Below are 5,810 nucleotides of genomic sequence, written 5' to 3' on the forward strand. Positions count from 1 at the left end.
AGCCTGGCCCGCCAGAAGTCGCGGTCGGCGGCGAAGTCCGGCGATGCCCGGTAGGCGTGCTCGGTGTCGAGCAGCGTGCCGATGGTGACGCTCGGGGCGGGCCCGGGAGGCGTGCCGCCCTCCAGTGCGGCGTAGACGTCGCCCAGGCGGCGGGCGAACAGGGCGCCGCCCAGGCCGTCGATGGCCAGGTGGTGACAGCCCAGGTACCAGCAGACGCGGGTGGCCGAGAGCCGGAGGAACGCGGTGCGGAACAGCGGGCCCCCGGTGAGGTCGAAGGGGCGCGCCACATCGGCCCGCATCCACTCCACGGCGGCAGCCAGGGGGGTGCGCTCCCGGCTGAGGTCCACGCGGGGGACGCTCCACGGTGGGAGCGTGCCCGCGCTCTGGCGGGGCTGCTGTCCTTCCTGGACGTGGAGCCGGGTCCGGAGGGCTTCCGACTCGGCCACGACGGTGCGGAACGCCGCATCGAAGAGGTCCGGGTCGAGGTCGCCGGCCACCTCGAACCCGGCCGCCACGTGGAACCGGGCCGGCGCGGCGAGCTGCTGCCCGGTCCAGATTCCGTGCTGCGCCGTGGTGAGCGGCAGGGTGGCGCTCATGCGGTCCCCTCGCCCGCCGCCCGCCCGGCGTCCAGCCGCTCCCGGAGCACCCGGCCGACCTCGTCCAGCGGGCCGGGACGTCCCAGTTCGCCGTGTGTGCAGTCGACGGAGATCACCTCGACGTCGGAGCCGCCGGAGCCGCCGGAGCCGCCGGAGCCGTCGGAGCCGTCCAGATACGGCCGCCACAGGTCCCGGGCGGTGTCGGGGGCCGTCTCCCGGGCGGCGAACACCAACGGGGTGCCGGTGAAGCTGCTCGGGGTGTGCGCATGGGAGAGCACGGCGTTGTTGGCGAAGATCCGGGCGACCGCCGCGATGCGCTGCTCGTCGAAGGCGGCGAGCAGTCCCCGCTGTTCCTGCGCGATCTCCACGAACCTGGGATAGGTCAGTTCCTCACCGGCCCAGGTCGTGGGGTCGTAGCCGAAGAACTCCAGGATCATCGCAAGGACGTCACGACCCGCCACCGGTGTCTCAGGGGCGTTAGCGCCCCTGGCACCCGGGCCCGCGGGGTAGGCGTCGAGGATCGACAGGAGCGCGACGGACTCGCCGTTCCGCTGCAGCTGGACCGCCATCTCGTGGGCGACGAGGCCGCCGAACGACCAGCCGAGCAGGTGGTACGGGCCGGTGGGCTGGACCGTCCGCATGCGCTCCAGATAGTCCGCCGCCATCTCGGAGACGGAAGCGGGCAGTACGTCCTCGCCGTCGAGCCCCCTGGCCTGGAGCCCGTACACCGGCTGGTCGGTGCCGAGCGGCTGGGTGAGCCGGAGGTAGGACCAGGCGATCCCGGCTGCCGGGTGAACGCAGAACAAGGGCGGCCTGCTGCCCGTTTCGCGCAACGGCAGCAGGATCCCGACGCCGCTCTGCGACGGGTCGGCGGACGCGGCGGGCAGGGCAGCGGACCCGGCCGAGGCGGGGGCAGGGGCAGGGGCCTCGCGCACGGCCGACGGGCGGTGCGCGCCGCCCTCGGAGGAACTCAACGCGCCCACCACCGTGGCCGGTTCATGCGCCATGGTGGTCAGCAGCCGTACGAACCGGTCGGCGAGCGCCCGCACCTGGCCGCTCTCGATGAGGTGCGGCCGGTAGTCGAAGCGCAGTGCGAGTTGTTCACCCCTGGCCGACACCACCAGGTTCAGCGGGAAGTGCGGGGCGTCGTCGCCGTACGCCCTGGCCAGGCGCAGACCAGGTGCGGGCTCGGCGAGTTCGTCGCTGTCCAGGGGGTAGTTCTCGAACGCCATCACCGTGTCGAAGGGGTTGCCCAGGTCCGTGATGCGGCGGATCTCCCCCAGGCTGATGTGGTGGTACGGCAGGAGCGCGGTCTGCTCCCGGCGGAGCCGTACGAGCAGCTTGCCCAGCGGCTCGGCGGGGTCGAGCGTGACCCTGGTGGGGACGGTGTTGATGAAGAGCCCCACCATGGTCTCCACGCCGGTCAGCTCCGCGGGCCTGCCCGAGACGACCGAGCCGAAGACCACGTCGGTGTTGCCGGTCTCCTGGCCGAGCAGGACGCCCCAGCCGGCCTGCAGCACCGTGTTGACGGTCACCCCGTGGCGGCGGGCCATGTCGGTGAGGTCGGTGGTGGTCTCCGCGCTCAGCTCGACCGTCTCGAACCGTGGAGCCTGCGGCTCCGTCTCACCCTCGGCCCCGGCGACGCGCGTCGCGGTGGTGAGCCCGGACAGCGCGTCGCGCCACGCGGACTCCGCCTCGGTGGAGTCGACTTGCTCCAGCCAGGTGAGGTACTCGCGGAAGGGGGTGGTGACGGGCAGCCCGGCCTCGCGCACGGTGCTGGGGGTGGAGCCGGAGCCGTACAGCGCGAACAGCTCGCGCAGCACCACGGGCAACGACCATCCGTCGAGCAGGATGTGATGCGTCGTCAGCACGAAGCGGTGGCGGCCCTCGCCCAGCTTGACAAGGAGCATGCGCAGCATGGGCGGCCTGGTCGGGGTGAATCTGCGGTTGCGCTCCTGGCTCAGCAGCCGCTGGTTCCGGGCTTCCTGCGCCCCCTCGTCGAGCGCGCTCAAGTCCTCTTCGCGCCAGGGCAGTTCAAAGCTGGACCCGAGCACCTGCACCGGTTCGGCGAGGCCCTCGTGGACGAAGGCCGCGCTGAGGTTGGTGTGCCGGGCGAGGAGCGCCCGGCCCGCGGAGCGCAGGCGTCCGGGGTCGAGGTCTCCTTCGAGTTCGAGCCAGACCTGCACGGTGTAGACGTTGTGCTCACCCTCGCCCGGCTCCTCCGGGTGCGGCTGCGGGTCGTCGGTCAGTCCGCTGAGCAGCACGTGGTAGAGCAGGCCCTGCTGGAGCGGCGAGAGCGGGAGGATCTCGTCCAGGCCGGGGTAGCTCTCCTCCAGCCGCTCGACCTCTGCCTGACTGAGCTTCACCAGGGGGAAGTCGGAGGGTGTACGGCCGCCGGCCTCCGGCTCCACGGCGTGCGCGGCCAGCTCGTCCAGGATCTCGAACCAGGCCGCTGCGAGGTCGTCGACGAGGCCTTCACCGAGGATGCCTTCGGCCCAGGTGAAGCTGATGCCAAGCTCCGGGCCGCGGTCGGTGTCCTGGGTGAGGGCCGTGATCTCCAGCGGGTGGGCCAGCGGCATGTCCGCGTCGGCCCCCGCGCTCATCCCGGACTCGGGCGCCGGGCCCCAGTCACGCTCACCGGACTCGGCGGGCAGCAGGAACCGTCCGAAGTAGTTGAACCCGATGTGCCGGGGCGTGGCCGCGGCGAGCGTCGCCGAGGTGTCGGGGTTGAGATAGCGCAGCAGCCCGAAGCCGATGCCCTTGTCCGGGATCGCCCTCAGCTGTTCCTTCACCCGCAGCAGGGCGCGCCCCAGCTCCCGGCGGGAGCCCGCGCCTGGCCCGGTCTGCGCGGTGCCGGGCGCGAGGCGGACCGGGTACATGCTGGTGAACCAGCCCGCCGTACGGGACAGGTCGGTGCCGGGTACGACCGCCTCTCGGCCGTGCCCCTCCACGTCGAGCACCACGTCCTGCGCGGATCCGGCGGTGCGCTGGACGGCGAGCGCGAGCGCGGTGAGCAGTACGTCGTTGATCTCGCAGTGGAACGCGGCGGGAATGGTGCTGAAGAGGTGCCGCGCCCGGTCCGCCGGGTAGGTCAGGGCGCGGGAGCGGGCGCGCCCCGTGGTGTCCCTCGCGGGATCCAGAGGGCGGTCGGCGAGCTCGGGGCCCGGGGTGGCCAGGATGTCGGTCCAGAGCGGGAGTTCGGCGGTGCGGCGCTCGTCGCGAGCCTGTTCCAGCAGGCCGGTGCTCCAGTGCCGGAGCGAGGTCTCGACGGGGCGCAGCTCGGGGGTGCGGCCGTCCGCCAGCTCCTGGTAGGCGCCCACCAGATCGGGCACCATGATCCGCCACGACACTCCGTCGCAGGCCAGGTGGTGCGCCATGAAGAGCAGCCGCCCCGGCGTGTGCGGCCCGGCGTCCAGCCACACGAAGCGCGTGAGGACTCCGGCGTCGACGTCCAGTTCCGCCTTGCTACGGCGGGCCTCTTCGGCCAGGACGGGTACGAGGTCGAGAACGCCCCGCACGTCCACGCGCCGGACGCAGGACGCGGCGTCGACTGAGCCCGGTGCGCGGACGGAGAGCCGCCAGTCGCCGCCGGTGCGGTCGAGAATCAGCCGGAGCGCGTCGTGGTGGTCGACGAGCTTGCGCACGGATGCGGTGAGCAGGCCCTCGTCGAGTCCGCCGGGCACCTGGAGCAGGACGGCCTGGTGGAAGCCGTCGACGGGGCCTTCGAGATCGCGCAGCCAGTGCACGATCGGGGTGAGCGGCACGTCTCCGGTGCCGGCCGGGGTGTCACGGCCCGCGGCGGTGGTGGTCTCGCGGGCCGCACCCGCGAGGGCGGTGACGGTCTTGTACTCGAAGACGTCCTGCGGGGTGAGGACGAGGCCGGCCTGGCGCAGCCGGCTCACCAGCTGGATCGACATGATGCTGTCGCCGCCGAGGTCGAAGAAGCTGACGTCCAGGGGGACTTCGTCCTGCCTGAGCACCTCGGAGAAGACCTGGGCGACCTGCTCCTCCCTGGAGGGGGCGGGCGGCGTCCGGGGCTCGGGCTCCTCGTGGCGTACGGGTTCGGTCGGCAGGGGCTCAGGGGTCGCGTCCCGGTCGAGCTTGCCGCTGGGGGTGCGCGGCAGCGCCCGCGCCCAGGTGATCCGCGCGGGGACGAGATGGGCCGGCAGGCGGTCGGCGGCCCAGTCCCGCAGCGTCCCGGGGTCGGGGCAGCCGTCGGCGGGATCGGCGGGCACCACGTGGGCGACGAGCCTGGTCTCGCCGTCCCCTTCGTCGCGTACCGCCGCGATCGCACCGGACACCGCGGGGTGGTCGGCGAGCACCGCCTCCACCTCCGCCGGTTCGATCCTGAAGCCGTGCAGTTTGACCTGCGCGTCGACACGTCCGAGGAAGTCCAGCTGTCCGTCCGGGCGCCAGCTGACGAGGTCGCCCGTCCGGTACATCCGGCTGCCCGGCGGCCCGAACGGGTCGGCCACGAAGCGCTCCGCGCTCAGCGCGGGCCGGTACAGATAGCCGCGGGCCAGCGCGTCGCCCGCCAGGTACAGCTCACCCTGCCGGCCGGGCTCGACCGGCTGGAGCGCCGCGTCGAGCACATGGACGCGGACGTGCGGCAACGGGCGGCCGATGGGCGGGGCGCCGGCGGGTTGTCCGTCCTCGGCCCCGGTGGCGTCGGACGACCAGGCCGTGGCGTACACCGTGGCCTCGGTCGGGCCGTAGACGTTGAAAAGCCGCGTTCCGGGCATGGTGCGCGCGATGTGCTCGGCGAGCGGTCCCGGCAGGGCCTCGCCGGCCATGGCGAGGGTCCGCGGTGTCAGCTTGAGGCCGCTGAACTCGGTGAGTCCCGCGAGGACGGAGGGCGTCGCGCAGAGCAGACCGCCCGTCCAGCGCGGCGCGTCGTCGTCAAGGAGCGAGAGCAGGTTCCCGACGACCTCGACGGTGCCGCCGGTGGTGAGCGCGGGGTAGAGCTCGGCCACCGACACGTCGAAGCTGAAGGAGGTGGCCGCGAGGACGTGTTCCGTCGTCCGCGCGCCGAACTCCTCTGCCACCCAGGTGACCAGGGGAACCACGGACCGGTGCGGCACGACGACGCCCTTGGGGGTGCCGCTCGATCCGGAGGTGTAGATCACGTACGCGGGGTGCGCGGGGGTGAGCGGCGCGGTGCGGTCCGCGTCGGTCAGGGGCTCTGGGGAGCACCGGGTCAGTTCGGCCTCGGTG

The 5,810-nt window shown here is 73.1% G+C and carries 2 protein-coding genes; both read right to left on the reverse strand.

Translation table 11 applies throughout. The annotated features are described in order from the left end of the window. The coding region (locus ACFWY6_RS43605) for a condensation domain-containing protein (RefSeq protein WP_384702923.1) at positions 1–596 on the reverse strand (596 nt) is incomplete at its 3' end. After that, a complete protein-coding gene (locus tag ACFWY6_RS43610; RefSeq protein WP_384702926.1) occupies positions 593–5,797 on the reverse strand; it encodes a condensation domain-containing protein in 5,205 nt (1,734 codons plus the stop codon). The genes ACFWY6_RS43610 and ACFWY6_RS43605, both read right to left, overlap by 4 nt. Positions 5,798–5,810 lie beyond the last annotated feature (13 nt).

The organism is Streptomyces sp. NPDC059037 (assembly GCF_042740015.1).
Classification (GTDB): domain Bacteria; phylum Actinomycetota; class Actinomycetes; order Streptomycetales; family Streptomycetaceae; genus Streptomyces.